This window comes from Streptomyces sp. NPDC090045 (genome assembly GCF_044747975.1).
Lineage (GTDB): Bacteria > Actinomycetota > Actinomycetes > Streptomycetales > Streptomycetaceae > Streptomyces.
In genome coordinates this window covers 553,442-567,087 of record NZ_JBIVFA010000001.1, presented here as the reverse complement: position 1 = coordinate 567,087, position 13,646 = coordinate 553,442, and the positions used below count along the sequence as shown (strand labels likewise).

Sequence of the window (13,646 nt, the reverse complement as noted above, 5' to 3'; positions counted from 1 at the left end):
CACGCCGGAACCGTCGACCGCGCTGCGTGAGCGCGTCGTTACAGCATCCCTCCGCCCCGCCGGTACGTCGACCCCCCGGAAGGGCCCGGGCACCACCCGGCTGGCATCCTCGGCCGAATGAAGATCGCCGCAGCCCAGATGACCTGTGTCCCCGCCGATGTCCACGCCAACGTCGCGCGGGCCGCCGCTCTCGCCGCCGCGGCCCGCGAACAGGGCGCCGCACTGGTGGTGTTCCCCGAGTTCACGCTCACCGGTTACGAACCGGACGCGCTGGCGGCCGACCCCGGCCTGTGGACGGCAGCCGACGACCCGCGCCTGGACCCGCTGCGCTCCGCCGGCATCGCCACGGCCGTCAACGTCGCCCTGCCCACCGCCGGCCCGCGCCCCGCCATCGCGACGCTGGTGCACGACGCGGACGGCGCGCACGTGACCACGTACGCGAAGCAGCACCTCTTCCGGCACGAGCAGGACGTCTTCGCGCCCGGCACGGGCGACGGGCGCTTCGAACTCGGCGGGATCCGCTTCTCCTTGGGCATCTGCTACGACAACCACTTCCCCGAACTGCCCGGCCGGGGCGCGGCCGACGGCTGCCGGGTGCACCTGGCGAGCTCCCTGTACGGGACGGGCGACGGGATCGGCGAGCGCGCCACCGTGTACCCGGGGATCGCGAAGGAGCACGGCCTGTACGTGGTCCTCGCCAACCACGTCGGCCCGGCGGGCCCGTGGACCGGCTGCGGCCGCGCGGCCGTGTGGGCCCCGGGCGGCTCCCTGCTCGCCGAGGCGGACGACCGTACGCCGTCGGTGGTGACCGCCGAGGTCGGCCCCGCCGCCTGACGTGGTGTGCGGGCCAGGCGGGGTGCGCGTGGCGGGCGGGGTGCGTCAGGCGGTGCTTCAAGCCGTGCTTCAGGCCGGCTCGGGCACCTTCACCTCGCGGTCCGGACGCGGGGCGTCGAGGTCCGGGAGCTGCGGCGCGGCGGCCTTGCGGTCCGAGACCAGGGCGGGCACGACGAGGGCGAGGGCCGCCACGGCGTACACACCGGTCCAGAAGACCCAGCCGCCGGGCGGGGCCCAGTGCGCCGAGGTCGGCACCCACGAGGCCTTGTTGCCGACGGCGAACCGGCGCAGCGTCCAGTAGAACGCCGCCACGTTGGCCAGCGCCAGGCCTCCGACGCAGAGGCCGACCAGCCGCCGCCAGGGGAAACCGCGGGCGGGGACGCGCGTGGCGCAGATCAGCACGGCCATCAGCGGCAGGCCGACGGCGAAGGGCAGCAGGTAGCGGCCCTGCCACACCATGCCGATCCGCTCCGCCTCCGAGGCCTGCGCGGCCACCGGCACCATCACGATGGCCACCAGCATGCCGACCACCGCCAGCACGTCCCGCTTGTGGCCGTAGACCAGGGCCAGCGCGACGAGCGTCGCGAGCACCCCCATCCACACCAGGTACAGGAGGGCCGGGCCGGGGGTGTCCAGCCAGCCGAAGAAGCCGACCATCTGCTTGATGTACCAGTCGGTGTTGCCGAGGGTGCGCTTCGCGGCCACGCCCGCGGTGAGCGAGTCGGGGATGTCTATCTTCGAGCGGTCCGGGTGCCTCGCCGCCCAGTACAGCGCACCGGCCGTCGCCAGGCCCAGCAGGGCCGTCCAGAGCCACAGGGCCTTGCGGCGCAGCACGGATCCCAGCACCCCGCGCCGCTGCGTCAGCAGCAGGCAGAAGACCACCGCTCCGCCGAACCAGATCAGTCCGAGGGGCCGGATGTTGATCAGGACCAGGCCGCCGGTGCCCAGCCTGGCCAGCCGCCGGTTCAGCAGCACCGGGTCGGGTGACAGGACGATCGACAGCAGGGCCGTCCACACCAGGATCCCGGCGGCGATCTCGCCGCCGCTGGGGTTGAGCATGCCGGACATGTAGAGCGTCATCGGCGTGGTGGCGGCGAGGACGCCGAGCACGGCCAGCGAGCGGCGCCGCCATTCGGCGGCCGTGACCACCGCGCTCGCCAGCAGGGCCGAGCAGAGCAGCGCCGACATGAAGCGCATGAGGTACAGCCCCTTGGGGCCGTCGGCGAGCAGGCTGGGCCAGCCGGTCGCCAGGTAGTACGCCGGGTGGTAGCGGCCGGCCGCCGTGGGGACCTGGACGATCTTCTCGGAGTCGCCGAGCGAGGGCGCGCAGGACGCGGGCTGGGACTGGCGCCACGCGTAGCACTCGTGCACCGTGGCCAGGTTCCCGTACCACTCCGGGAGCTGCATCCCGGCCTCGGCGAACTGCCCGTCGATTCCCGCCACCCGGTGCGGGACCATCACCAGGGGTCCGCTGATCTGGCCCCGGGCGGCGGCCGCGGCACGGATGAAGTGCGCGTGTTCGTCGGGCGAGCCGCCGATGGGGCTGGCGGCGGACCAGGAGCCCGTGAGCGCGAAGAACAGCGCGAACGAGATCAGCCAGAGCCGCCTGGGTGTGCCGGCGGACCAGTCGGCCAGCCGCGTCAGTGCGGAGTTCATCGGTTCCCCCGGGTCATCGGATGAAGCTCAGCCAGCTCTGGTCGCCGTCCTTGGAGCAGGTGCCGCCGGGCGCGTACTTCGGGCAGCTGCCGTCCTGCTCCGTGATGGTGTGCGAGACCCACGGCAGGATTCGGTACGTGTTCTCCTTGGCCGGCATGTAGCGGTCGGCCATCGAGGAGGAGACGGTGCCGAGGAGCAGCAGCAGGGCGCACAGGGCTCCGATCACCGCGCCCTCGCGGCCCGGGAAGCCGGTGCCTTCCGTGGTGCTCGCGGATTCGGCGCGGCGCGCGGCCATCCGCTGCGAGACCAGGTGGACGACCAGTGCGCACAGCAGCAGCCCGCAGTAGAGGAGCTGGTTGTTCGTGCGGGTGTAGAGCTGGACGGTCTGCGTCTCGTACATGTGCGAGGCGATGTACATGCGCATCACCCAGGCGCTGATGAACATCGCGGCGACGGTGACCACCATCGGCCTGCGGATGCCCAGCCAGATCGCGGCGCCGAGGCAGACGAAGGTGACCAGGGCGAACAGGCCGACCCCGCCGTACTCGCCGGGCGGCGGCCACTCGCCGACCTTGCCGGGCATGTCCGTGCGCCACATGAGGTAGTACGCCGGGTCGGTGAAGTTGTCGAACCGGAAGTTGTAGTCCTTGGTGGTCTGGCCCTCGGTCAGCATGACCGCGAGGTAGCGGCCGGCGACCACGAGGAAGGCCCCCAGGGAGGCGCCGAGGAAGGCGGCGCCCTTGAGCCGGCCGAGCCGGCCGGTCCGCCACGGGAAGTACAGCAGCGCGGCGAACAGGACACCGGCCGCGCTCCACAGGAACCAGCCCGAGTAGGTGAGGAACAGCACGCCGAGCAGCGCGCCGAATCCGGCCCCCTTGAGCAGGAGCGGCCGCCAGCCCTGCGTGCCGCTGCGGCTCAGCGACACCACCATCGCCACCAGGACCGGCACGAGCACCACGAGCACGGTCTGGCTGTACGGCTTGTACGCGTCGATCAGTGCGAAGGCCGGGGCCACGCCGAAGGCGAGGGCCCGGACCGGGCCGAGCAGCATGCGCCAGCAGAGGTAGACCAGCGGCCCGAAGGCGGCGGCGCCGAGGATCTGGAGGTCCTTGAACGCGTACGCGGTGTTGCCGCCGCGGAACCACTCGGCGTAGTAGCCGAGGGTGTAGAGGGGGGCCGGCGGGTAGACCGGCGAGCCCGAGGGGCGGCCGTTGGCGACCGCGTGGGCCCACTCGACGATGCGGCCGCTGTCGCCGTTGAGGCCGAACATCGGCCAGGGCGTCCCGTGGAGGGCGACGACCGCGCCGGCCGCGACGAAGCCGCTGGCCAGGCCCGCGAGGGCGGCGGCAGCGATCCGGGCGGCCAGGTCGAAGTGCCGGCCTCCCCGCAGCCGCATGGCCAGCGCCACCGCGCCGATGAACAGCAGACCGACGAGCGCGAACCGCAGCTGGATCGCGGCGAGGCCGCTGACCTGCGCGATCCGGTCCAGGGGGTTGAGCTTGAAGCGGACGGCCAGCAGCGGGAGCACGAGCGCGGCGCCGAACGCGACGACGGCTTCGAGGAGCAGGAGCGTGCCGCGGGAACCGAGACCGCGCCGGACGGCGGGTATCGGGCGGTCGGGCGCGGCCGGTCCGCCCGGGGGCAGCACGGCGACCGTGCCCTCGGTACTGACTGTCACTGCTGTGTCCCTACTGCTGGTCGGTCCTCGGCCCGGTGGCCGGTCGTGGCTCGGCAAGCCGCTGCCCGGCTCCGGGCTTCTCCCCGAAGCTGCGGGCCGGGGCGGACTCAAGGGCAGTGGGAGACGGCCTCGGCACTTGCTGCCGCCATGCATACTACGGGCCCACCGGGGGGTGACGGAGGCCGGTGGCTGATCACGAGTCGGCTACGCGGAGTCCGGTAGCAGATGCTTTGTACCCCACTCCCCCAGGGACTCCAGGGCCGCGTTCAGGCTCTGGCCCAGCGGGGTGAGGGAGTACTCGACGCGCGGCGGAACCTCCTCGTGCACCTCGCGGTGGACGATGCCGTCCGATTCCATCTCGCGCAGCTGCGCGGCGAGCACCTTCTCGGAGACGCCGGGGACGAGCCTGCGCAGTTCGCCGAAGCGGCGTCTCGGGCTCTGCTCCAGCTCCCACAGGAGCGAAACCTTCCATTTGCCGTCGATCACCGACATCGCCGCGGCGATCCCGCAGTGATCGGCACCGGGCCTTCGTGTCACCGCCATCGCGCACCCCTCCCCACCTGTTCGCTCACCTTGGGGTAACCACCCACTCCAAAGTGCGTACTTGAGCGCCTCACAGCCTGCCAGCAGGCTAAACGCCATGACTGACAACACACCTCGGAACTCGCTCACCCTGCTCGGACTCGGCGACATGGGCACCGCCCTCGCCCGCACCTGGCTCGCCGCCGGACACCGGCTCACCGTCTGGAACCGCACCGCCGCCAAGGCCGGGGCACTGGCCGCCGAAGGGGCCACCGTCGCCGCGAGCCCCGCCGAGGCCGTCGCCGCGAACGGGCTCGTCGTGGTCTGCCTGCTGGACGACTCCTCCGTCGGCTCCGCCCTGGACGGCGTCGACCTGACCGGCAAGGACCTGGTGAACCTGACCACCGGCACCCCGGCCGAGGGCCGGGCGCGGGCCGCCTGGGCCGAGGAGCGCGGGGCCCGGTTCGTGGACGGCGGGATCATGGCCACGCCGAGCATGATCGGCGCGCCCGAGGCCGGCGGGTACGTCTTCTACAGCGGCTCGCGCGCCCTCTTCGACACCCACCGGACGACCCTGGAGGTCCCGGCCGGGGCCCGTTTCGTCGGCGAGGACGCCGGTCACGCCGCCCTGCACGACGTGGCGCTGCTCAGCGCGATGTGGGGGATGTTCGCCGGCATCTCGCACGCCTACGCCCTGATAGAGGGCGAGGACATCGCCCCGAAGGACCTGGCTCCGCTGCTGTCCGAGTGGCTGGGCGCGATGGGCTTCTTCATCGGCAACGCCGCCGAGCGGCTGACCTCGCGGGACTTCACCTCGGGCGTGGTGTCCAACCTGGCCATGCAGGTCACGGGCACCGGCACGATGCTGCGCACCTCCGAGGAGCAGGGCGTCAGCACCGAGCTGGTCTCCCCGTACGTGGACCTGCTGCGGCGCCGGCTGGCCGCCGACCCGGCCGCGCACGGCGGGGAGGACACGACGGGGGCCATCCTGCTGCTGAAGCGGTAGCGGGCCCGGGCCGCGGCCCGGCGGTTACGAGTACGCGGGCGGCGGCGGTCCGAAACCCGCGGGAGCGGTTTCGGCAGCCGGAGCCTCGTCGGTACGCAGGAGGTCGCGCGCCATGAGGGTGGCCCCGGCCACCGCGCCCGGCATGAGGAACACCGCGACCAGCGGTACCAGGAACGACAGCACCAGCGGCACCCCGAAGCCGAGCACCAGCATCCGCCGCGACCGCAGCAGCTCCAGCCGCTCGGGCAGCTCCACCTTGCGCCGCTGCAGGGCCACGGCGGTGAGCTCCTGGGTCAGGAAGTACCCGGAGACGCAGAACCCGAGCGCCGGGACCACGGTCTGCCCGATCACCGGGATGAAACCGAGGGCGAAGAGCAGGATCCCGTACAGGAGCACCCTCGCGAGCACCTTCACGCTGTCCCGTGCCGAGATCCACAGCTCCAGCCAGAGCGGCAGCCCGGACTTCGGGACCTCGCCGCCCTCGCTGCGGTCGACCTGCTCCGAGAGGGACTCGTAGAAGGGCTGGCCGATCAGCAGGGTCACGGCGGTGAAGGTGATCACCGCGAGGAAGAGCCCGAGGCCGAAGACCAGCGTGGTCAGGAAGCCGCGGAAGAGCCCGAGCCACGGCTTGGACCAGTCGTCGGCGAACGGGGTCGCCCAGGCGGTCAGGTCGTCGGCCCCGTAGCCGAGCCCGATCAGCGCGCCGGCGTAGAGGACCAGCGAGACGAGCCCGGGCAGCAGCCCGAAGCCGAACCACCGGCCGTGCCGGAACACCCATCGCTGTCCGGCCAGCAGATACCGGAAGCCCCCCGCAAGATCGCGCATGGGGCCAGTTTACGGCTGCGGTCCACGGCGAAGGCCGCACCCCTGACGGGGTGCGGCCTTCGCTGAGCGGTGCCGGATCAGACGGCGAGCTCAACGGTGATGTTGCCGCGGGTCGCCTTGGAGTACGGGCAGACCTCGTGGGCCTTCTCGATGAGGTCCTTGGCGGTGGCGGCGTCCACGTTGGGGATCACGGCGGAGATCTTGACGATCAGGCCGAAGCCCTCGTCGTTCTTGCCGATGCCGACCTCGGCGGTGACCGTGGAGCCGGAGATGTCGGCGTTCACGTTCTTGGCGACGACACCCAGGGCGCCCTGGAAGCAGGCGCTGTAGCCGGCGGCGAACAGCTGCTCCGGGTTGGTGCCGGCGCCGCTGCCGCCGAGCTCCTTCGGCGGGTTCACGACGACGTCGAGCTGGCCGTCGTGGGTGGCGACGCGACCGTCACGGCCGTTCTCGGCGGTGGCTACGGCGGTGTACGCGACGTCGGACTGCTGGATGGACATGTAAGGAAATCCTCCTGGTAATCGCCGCGACTCGCGCCCACGGTCACGACGGTGTGCAGTGAGCCTAACCGGTGAAGGAAACGATCATCTTTCCGGTGTTCTCGCCGCGCAGCATGCCGAGGAAGGCGGACGTCGCGTTCTCGACGCCCTCGACGACCGTCTCGTCGTACCGGAGCTCACCGGAACGCAGCCATCCGGCGACGTCCTGGACGAACTGCGGCTGCAGGTCGGCGTGGTCGTTGACGAGGATGCCCTGGAGCCGCAGCCGCTTGCCGATGACCTGCATCAGGTTGCGCGGGCCGGGGGCGGCCTCGGTGTCGTTGTAGCCGGCGATCGCGCCGCACAGGGTGGCCCGGCCGTTCACGTTCAGGGAGGAGATGGCAGCCTCCAGGTGGTCGCCGCCGACGTTGTCGAAGTAGACGTCGATGCCCTCGGGGGCGGCGTCCCGCAGCTGCTCGGCGACGGGGCCGTTCTTGTAGTTGAAGGCGGCGTCGAAGCCGTACTTCTCTGTGAGCAGCGTCACCTTCTCGTCCGAGCCGGCGGAGCCGATGACCCGGGAGGCGCCCTTGATCTTGGCGAACTGGCCGACGAGGCTGCCGACCGCACCGGCCGCGCCGGAGACGAAGACGGCGTCGCCCTCCTTGAAGGAGGCGACCTCGAAGAGGCCGGCGTAGGCGGTCAGGCCCGGCATGCCGAGGACGCCGAGGTAGGCGGAGAGCGGGGCGAGCGAGGCGTCCACCTTGACGACGTGCGCGGCGTCGAGGTCCGCGTACTCGCGCCAGCCCAGCATGTGCAGGACGTGGTCGCCGACGGCGAAGCCCTCGGCGGCGGAGGCGACGACCTCACCGACGGCACCGCCCTGCATCGGCTCGTCCAGCTGGAACGGCGGGACGTAGGACTTCACGTCGTTCATCCGGCCGCGCATGTAGGGGTCCACGGACATGTGGAGGTTGCGCACGAGAATCCGGCCGGCGGCGGGCTCCGCGGACACGGGGACCTCGCGCAGGGCGAAGTCCTCGGCCACGGGCCAGCCCTGCGGGCGACGGACGAGGTGCCACTCGCGGCTCACGGCGGGGATCTCAGACATGGGGCGCTCCTCGTAAGAACGAATTTGCTTCACTAGGTGAAACAACCATGCGCCTGGATATTTCATGTTGTCAAGTAAATGGGTACGCTGGTTCCATGCCCAGTCGTCGCACAGACCCAGTGACCGTCGAGGTCGTCGAGCTCATCGGCGACGTCGTGGCCCGCTACCACATGGAGTACGAGCACGCGGCCGCCAGCCACCAGCTGACCGGCGCGCAGGCCAAGGTGCTGAACATGCTCTCCCTGGAGCCGACGCCGATGCGCCGCATCGCCCAGAAGCTGAGGTGCGAGCCCTCGAACGTGACCGGGATCGTCGACCGGCTGGAGACCCGCGGCCTGGTCGAGCGCCGCCCGGACCCGGCCGACCGGCGGGTCAAGCTGGCCGCGCCCACCGAGGAGGGGCTGCAGACCGCGGAGCGGCTGCGCGAGTCGCTGGACTTCGCGCGCGAACCGCTGGCCGGACTGTCCCCGGCGGAGCGGGCGATGCTGCGGGACCTGCTCAAGCGGATGCTCGACGGGTAGGGGCTCGGAGAGCAGGGGGCCGGGAGCAGGGGGCCGGGAGCAGGAGGCCGGACGCCTCTGGTCAGTCGCCCCAGCAGAGCATGCCGAGGAAGCCGCAGTCCTTGGTCGGCGTGGGCGAGGGCTTCGGCGGGACCGGAGGCGGCGGCGTCTGCGTGGTCCCGGTGATGCTCTGGGAGGGCCGGCCCGACGTACTGGGCTGTACGGATCCCCCCGGGCCGGGGGTGCCGGAGGCCGGCCCGGACGTCGCGGGGGCGGGGGCGGAGGGGCTCGGACCCGGCTGGGTGACGCCCCCGGAGGGCGCCCCGGACCCGGACTTCTTGGTGCCCGCGGGGGCGGCCTTCGTGGTGGTCTTCCCGGACCCGGTGGGCGCCCCGGCCGTCGGCGCGTCCGGCAGCGGGGCGGGCTGCTGCGGGCCGTCGTCGGTCAGCACCACGGTGGCGGCCCGGTCGGTGCGCTGCCCGTCGGTGGCGATGTGGGCCACCGCCAGCGACCCCCCGAGCGCGACCGCCAGGCCGAGCCCGATGGTCAGGACGGTCCGGCGGCGTCTGCGGTGGGTGGCCCGGCGGCGCGCGCCCTGCCTGCGCTCGTTCGGCGCCGACAGCACGACCAGCGAGTCGGCGTACACGTCGGCCAGCACCGGCGGCGGCTCCGCTGCGGGCGCCACGGGGGCGGCCTGCGCGGCGGCGGGCGCGGCGGGTATCAGGTACTCGGCGGGCGTTCCGCATCCGGCGCACGCCAGTGCGCCGTTGAGGTGCCTCCGGCATGCGTGGCAGTAGTTCATGGCGCCCGCAGGCTACGTGGTGAGCGGCAACATCCGTATTCCGAGAACGTAAGGATCCTGTGTGGAATCGTTGCTTCCATGACTTTCTTCGGTCCGGCGGCCTTCCAGTTGGTGCTGTTGCGGCGGATGTCGGATTTCCAGCCGGAACTCGCCGACGAGGCCCGCCGCCGGCTCGGCGCCTCGCTCGCGGACCAGCGGGAGGCCAACAAGCACTGGCAGGCGATGGTCCGGTCGCCCCGCTCCCGAGGCGCCCTGGCCCGGTACCGCTCGGTGCTCGGACCGGCGGAGTCCGCCGAGCGCCGCACGATCGGCGATCTGGAGTGCGAGGCCCTGCTGTGGCCGCTGCCCCTCTGGCCGGACCTGCGCTTCGAGGTGCTGGCCGCGCCGGACGGGGCGGTGTGGAACGAGTGGCTGGTGCGGGCGCCGGGCGCGCGGGGGCCCGTACTGGAGACGCCGGACGACCTGCGGCCCTGGTCGGCGACGGTCGACGAGGTGGCGCGGGCCTTCGCCCCGGTCCGGCCGATGGAGGGCACCGCCCCGACGCGCTGGCGCCTCGCCTTCGCCGCGCGGGGCAGGCCGTGCGTGGCGGAGTTCACGTACGGCCTGCTCCAGCGGGTCGCGGTCGAGGGTGCTTAGTCCCGTACGGGTTCAGGAGGCGAGGAAGGCGCGGACGCCCGCCGAGGTGCCGTCGTCGCCGAGCAGGTCGTTGTGCTTGAGGCAGCCGACCGGGGTGTTGGCGGCGCCGGTCAGCGGCACGCTGTCGTCCGGGTTGACCACCTCGTCGCAGTTCGACCAGAAGGTCGCGTACTTCACCGCGCCCGGGGTCTCGTCCCCGCCGTTCAGGTTCTTCACCACGTACGACCCGGGGGTCATGTCCCGGCAGGCCTGGTCCCACAGGGCGCAGGCCCACGCGGTGGAGGTGCCGCGGTTGGGGCCGGCCAGCGACACCCAGTGGTCCACGGTGGCCGTGCCGCCGCCGAACTTCACGTACCAGCGGCTCACGAGCGAGCCGAAGGAGTGCGCGACGACGTCGACGCGGGCGGCTCCGGTGTCCCGGCGGACCTGGTCGACGTAGGCGGCGAGCCGCCCGGCGAGGACCTCGTTGACGGACTGGTGGGTGTCGTAGCCCCAGGAGAAGAGCTCGGAGTCGGCGTATCCGGCGGCGCGCAGGTCCCCGCGCAGGGCTCCCCAGACGCCCGGATCGGCGTTGTAGCCGTGCACGAAGATCACCGGATTGCGCGATGACGCCTGGTCAGAGGCGGGGGCGGGGACCCGGTCGGCGGCATGGGCCGAGATCGGCGCCGTCAGCGCCAGGCAGAGCGTCAGGAGTGCCGGCAGTCTCTGTCGGGCCGTCAGCATCGGGTCCCCTTTACCTTGTTACGCGTGAGTAGCGCGTGCGGTGCGGGCATGGTGCTGCCTGTCGGTACAGAAATCCACCCCCATGCAGGCGCGCCGCACCCCCGGCCGGAGCAGCCCAACAAGCGGTGAGACCCATATGTCCGAGATGATATGGAAAGTGACCGGCATTTCCGCCGGTCCTCTTGCGTCAGCGCTCTCGGGAGGATCTGCCGTGACCGTCAGTCTTGAGCAGTTGCGCCGCTGCCACGTCGCCGTCGACCTGGGGGCGGCAAGGACCCGCGTGTACGTCAAGGGCGCCGGCCTCGTGGTCGACGAGCCCAGCGTCGCCGCGGTCAACACGCGCACCGGCGCGCTCATCGCCGTCGGAACCTTCGCCGAACGGATGACCGGCCGCACGCCCGACTACATCCGGGTCGTACGCCCCGTCTCCGGCGGCACCGTCGTCGACATCGAGATGGCCCAGCGGATGCTGCGTCACCTCCTCGGCGAGAAGCTCCGGCGCGCCCTGCGCCGCAAGCCCCGGCTGCGGGCCGCCGCCTGCACCCCGCACGACGCGGACCCGCTGGCCCAGCGGGCCACCGTGGAGACCCTCGTCGGGCTCGGCGCCCGCCGCGTCGAACTGGTCGACACCCTGATCGCGGCGGCCGTCGGCTGCGGACTGCCCGTGGAGCAGCCGACCGCGACGATGATCATGGTGTGCGGGGCCGCGGCCACCCAGGTCGCCGTCCTCTCCCTCGGCTCGATCGTCACCGCGGAGCGGATCCCGGTCGGCGGCGAGGCCATCGACCACGCGGTCGTCCAGCACCTGCGGCACGCGCACGAGCTGATGCTGCCCAGCCAGGCCGTCCGGCCGCTCCAACTGGCCCTGCACGGCAACGGCATCACCGACGAGGGGCCGGCCCACACCCTGATCCACGGCCGCGACGTGGCCACCGGACTGGCGCGTTCCGTCCACGTGGACACCGCCGCCGTACGGGACGCCATCCACACGCCGCTGACCGCCGTCCTCGACGGCATCGGCAAGGTGCTGCGGGACTGCCCGCCGGACCTGGTCGCGGACCTGACGGACCGGGGGATCATGATGGTGGGCGGCAGCGCCCTGCTGCCGGGCCTGGACCAGATGCTGCGGGACGCCACCGGAATGCCCGTCGCCATCGCGGAACGGCCGGACGTGTGCGCCGTACTCGGTCTCGGCGCGATGCTCGAAGGGAAGATCGCCCCCATGGTCCTCAACCCGCTGGCCGAATGACGGACTCCGGGCAGGAGCCCGAGGAGGACACGAGGTTCGAAGAGGAGTCCGACAAGGAGTTCGACGAGGAGGGCGCGAGCCTCCCGGTGCTGCTGGATGCCGTCCTCAGCGTCGGCTCCGAGCTGGAACTGCAGGCCACCCTCCAGCACATCGTGGACTCGGCGACCGAGCTGTGCTCGGCGCGGTACGGCGCGCTCGGGGTCGTCGACCCCGAGCGCGCCCGGCTGACCGAGCTGTTCACGGCCGGTCTGACCGAGGCCGAGCGGGCCGCGATCCCCCGCTTCCCGGACGGGCGCTCCGGGCTGCTCGGAGCGCTCATCAGCGACCCGCGCCCGCTCGTGCTGGACGACCTCGCCCAGGATCCCCGGGCGGCCGGTTTCCCGCCGGGGCACCCTCCCATGCACAGCTTCCTGGGCGTCCCGATCCGGGTGCACACGGAGGTCTTCGGCAATCTCTACCTCACCGAGAAGCGCGGCGGCGGCCCCTTCACGGACGAGGACCTCGCCCTGGTACGGGTGCTGGCCTCGCAGGCGGGCATAGCGATCGGCAACGCCCGGCTGTACGAGACCGCGCGCCGCCGGGAGCGCTGGATCGACGGCGCCGCCGCGGTAACCACGACCCTGCTGGCCGGACGCCCCGCGGCCGACGCCCTGATGTGCGTGGCCGAACGGGCCCGGCTGCTCGCGGACGCCGCGGCCGGCGTGGTGCTCCAGCCGACCCCCGAGGGCGGCATGGAGATCGTCGCCGCCTCCACCCACGGGGACCCCGGTGACCTGGTCGGCACCGCGATCGCCCCCGGCAGCCCGGTCCTCACGCAACTCCTCGGCGGCGAGCCGGTCTTCATCGAGGACTCGGCGACGGACCCCCGGATGACCACCCACGTGCGGGAACGTTTCGGCCCGAGCATGATGCTCCCCCTCCAGAGCGGCGGCCAGCTGATCGGCACCCTGGCCCTGCCGCGCGCCCGGGGCGGCCCCCCGTACGACGCGGTGGACCGGCTGCTCGCCTCGCAGTTCGCCTCCCAGGCCGCACTGGCGCTCGTCCTCGCGGACGCCCAGCACGACCGGGAGCAGCTCGCCGTGTACGAGGACCGCGACCGGATCGCGCGGGACCTGCACGACCTGGTGGTCCAGCGGCTCTTCGCCACCGAGATGATGCTGGAGAGCACCCGGCGGCGCGCCGCGAACGCCCCGTCCGGAGACACGGTGGGCGAGGAACTCGGCCACGCCGTCGACGAACTGGACTCCACCATCCAGGAGGTCCGCACGGCCATCTTCGCCCTCCAGCAGCCGCCGACCGAGGCCCCGACCACCTTCCGGGGACGGGTCCTGCGCGAGACGGGCGGGGCGGCCGTCCTGCTCGGCTTCCAGCCGTCGGTGCACTTCGCGGGCGCGGTGGACGCCCTGCTGCCGGACCCGGTCGCGGCCGACCTCCTGGCCTCCCTCCGCACCGCCCTGGCCGCGGCGCACCGGCGCAGCGGGGTCACCTCCATCGAAGTGGTGGTGGACGCGACCCCGTCCCGGGTCCGCCTGACGGTGGCGGACGACGGGCGTACGGAGTCGGGCACCCGGGGCACGTCGGTGACGTGGGAGTCGGCGCTGTAGGAGGCCTGGCGGGGCGGGGGCTGG

The 13,646-nt window shown here is 72.6% G+C and carries 14 protein-coding genes; 6 read left to right on the top strand and 8 right to left on the bottom strand.

The window, feature by feature from the left end:
• Positions 1–117 precede the first annotated feature (117 nt).
• Positions 118–834, top strand: a complete 717-nt coding sequence (locus ACIPYQ_RS02575) for a carbon-nitrogen hydrolase family protein (protein ID WP_401245446.1) — start codon at positions 118–120, stop codon at positions 832–834.
• A 69-nt stretch (positions 835–903) separates the two neighbouring features.
• Here the strand turns inward: ACIPYQ_RS02575 and ACIPYQ_RS02570 are convergent, their stop codons facing one another.
• The 3 genes from ACIPYQ_RS02570 to ACIPYQ_RS02560 form a co-directional block, all read right to left on the bottom strand.
• A complete protein-coding gene (locus ACIPYQ_RS02570; RefSeq protein WP_401245444.1) occupies positions 904–2,490 on the bottom strand; it encodes a DUF2142 domain-containing protein in 1,587 nt (528 codons plus the stop codon).
• A gap of 13 nt (positions 2,491–2,503) precedes the next feature.
• Entirely contained in the window at positions 2,504–4,168 is a 1,665-nt protein-coding gene (locus ACIPYQ_RS02565) for a hypothetical protein (RefSeq protein WP_361769118.1), read from the bottom strand.
• Positions 4,169–4,372: 204 nt separating this feature from the next.
• Positions 4,373–4,711 (bottom strand): helix-turn-helix domain-containing protein, encoded by a 339-nt coding sequence (locus tag ACIPYQ_RS02560; RefSeq protein ID WP_361769120.1) that lies wholly within the window; start codon positions 4,709–4,711, stop codon positions 4,373–4,375.
• A 97-nt stretch (positions 4,712–4,808) separates the two neighbouring features.
• Here ACIPYQ_RS02560 and ACIPYQ_RS02555 point away from each other — a divergent pair, with 97 nt between their 5' ends.
• Positions 4,809–5,696, top strand: coding sequence for an NAD(P)-dependent oxidoreductase (locus ACIPYQ_RS02555; protein WP_401245441.1), 888 nt, complete (start codon positions 4,809–4,811; stop codon positions 5,694–5,696).
• A 24-nt stretch (positions 5,697–5,720) separates the two neighbouring features.
• On the opposite strand, the gene ACIPYQ_RS02550 is transcribed toward ACIPYQ_RS02555, so the two are convergent.
• The 3 genes from ACIPYQ_RS02550 to ACIPYQ_RS02540 form a co-directional block, all read right to left on the bottom strand.
• Positions 5,721–6,521, bottom strand: a complete 801-nt coding sequence (locus tag ACIPYQ_RS02550) for an EI24 domain-containing protein (RefSeq protein WP_401245439.1) — start codon at positions 6,519–6,521, stop codon at positions 5,721–5,723.
• A 77-nt stretch (positions 6,522–6,598) separates the two neighbouring features.
• Positions 6,599–7,021 carry an organic hydroperoxide resistance protein gene (locus ACIPYQ_RS02545; RefSeq protein WP_327413801.1) on the bottom strand — a complete coding sequence of 141 codons (423 nt, stop codon included), beginning with the start codon at positions 7,019–7,021 and terminating at the stop codon, positions 6,599–6,601.
• 64 nt (positions 7,022–7,085) lie between these two features.
• Positions 7,086–8,108: an NADP-dependent oxidoreductase gene (locus ACIPYQ_RS02540; RefSeq protein WP_361769126.1), complete on the bottom strand. Its 1,023-nt coding sequence runs from the start codon at positions 8,106–8,108 to the stop codon at positions 7,086–7,088.
• Between the two features lie 95 nt (positions 8,109–8,203).
• Here ACIPYQ_RS02540 and ACIPYQ_RS02535 point away from each other — a divergent pair, with 95 nt between their 5' ends.
• The gene (locus tag ACIPYQ_RS02535; RefSeq protein WP_361769128.1) at positions 8,204–8,629 is read left to right on the top strand and encodes a MarR family transcriptional regulator; all 426 of its coding nucleotides are present in this window, start codon (positions 8,204–8,206) and stop codon (positions 8,627–8,629) included.
• A gap of 61 nt (positions 8,630–8,690) precedes the next feature.
• Here ACIPYQ_RS02535 and ACIPYQ_RS02530 read toward each other — a convergent pair whose 3' ends face one another.
• Positions 8,691–9,410: a hypothetical protein gene (locus tag ACIPYQ_RS02530; RefSeq protein ID WP_401245436.1), complete on the bottom strand. Its 720-nt coding sequence runs from the start codon at positions 9,408–9,410 to the stop codon at positions 8,691–8,693.
• A gap of 78 nt (positions 9,411–9,488) precedes the next feature.
• Here ACIPYQ_RS02530 and ACIPYQ_RS02525 point away from each other — a divergent pair, with 78 nt between their 5' ends.
• Entirely contained in the window at positions 9,489–10,046 is a 558-nt protein-coding gene (locus ACIPYQ_RS02525; RefSeq protein WP_401245434.1) for a hypothetical protein, read from the top strand.
• Between the two features lie 12 nt (positions 10,047–10,058).
• Here the strand turns inward: ACIPYQ_RS02525 and ACIPYQ_RS02520 are convergent, their stop codons facing one another.
• Positions 10,059–10,769, bottom strand: coding sequence for an esterase/lipase family protein (locus ACIPYQ_RS02520; RefSeq protein WP_401245432.1), 711 nt, complete (start codon positions 10,767–10,769; stop codon positions 10,059–10,061).
• Positions 10,770–10,980: 211 nt separating this feature from the next.
• On the opposite strand from ACIPYQ_RS02520, the gene ACIPYQ_RS02515 reads away from it, so the two are divergent.
• Together ACIPYQ_RS02515 and ACIPYQ_RS02510 are read left to right on the top strand one after the other, a co-directional pair.
• Positions 10,981–12,018: a rod shape-determining protein gene (locus ACIPYQ_RS02515; RefSeq protein ID WP_361769136.1), complete on the top strand. Its 1,038-nt coding sequence runs from the start codon at positions 10,981–10,983 to the stop codon at positions 12,016–12,018.
• Positions 12,015–13,622, top strand: a complete 1,608-nt coding sequence (locus ACIPYQ_RS02510; protein WP_401245430.1) for a GAF domain-containing protein — start codon at positions 12,015–12,017, stop codon at positions 13,620–13,622. The genes ACIPYQ_RS02515 and ACIPYQ_RS02510 overlap by 4 nt, the downstream gene beginning before the upstream one ends.
• The last annotated feature ends 24 nt before the right edge of the window (positions 13,623–13,646 follow it).